The following is a 546-nucleotide window of genomic DNA, read 5'->3' on the forward strand; positions in this document are numbered from 1 at the left end:
ACTATCGAGGACGGGCTCCAACACGATTTTGCCCTCCACAATGGTGCGCGAGAACACGCCCAGCCGGCTACCTAGCAAAAAATCGCGGGCCGTGGTGATGAGCTGCGGCTTGAGGTGGTTGTTGTAGACCAGCGCCAGCATGGCCTGCGGTTGCAGGTTGTCAGCGCCCCAAGGCGCAATCTTGAAGCCGCCCTGCGTGAGCGGCGCGGCCCCGTAGCTCACGTCCTGGGCCTTGTCGCTGCCGGTCAGCTCCACGATGGCCTTGGCACCGGGCAGGATATAGAGCCCGCCCGCTAATTCTTTGATGTCCTTGGTCATACGGGTTAGCCGTGCTGGATGCGCTGGCCGTTGTAGTGGGTGAGCAGAATGATTTTGAGGGCGAAAGGCTGGCCCGTGGCGCAGTCCACGAGTTGCAGCGTGCCCTTCTCCTTGACTTTGTAGCGGAAGGCGCTGCGCCCCTCGGGGCCGGCCGTGCTCAGGCCGCCCACCCCGGACTGGCCGCCCTTGCGCACGGCGGGCTTGCTGCCTTTTTTACCGTTGGTTTTG

At 63.6% G+C, this 546-nt stretch carries 2 protein-coding genes; both read right to left on the reverse strand.

Features of this window, described 5'->3' with window-relative positions; translation table 11 throughout:
* Positions 1 to 318: hypothetical protein (locus GO988_RS23670; protein ID WP_157570115.1), on the reverse strand; the 318-nt coding region annotated here is incomplete at its 3' end.
* Positions 319 to 323: 5 nt separating this feature from the next.
* A partial coding sequence (locus GO988_RS23965) for a hypothetical protein (protein WP_198173035.1) occupies positions 324 to 546 on the reverse strand: 223 nt, incomplete at its 5' end.

Source organism: Hymenobacter ginkgonis, assembly GCF_009755225.1.
GTDB classification, from domain to species: domain Bacteria; phylum Bacteroidota; class Bacteroidia; order Cytophagales; family Hymenobacteraceae; genus Hymenobacter; species Hymenobacter ginkgonis.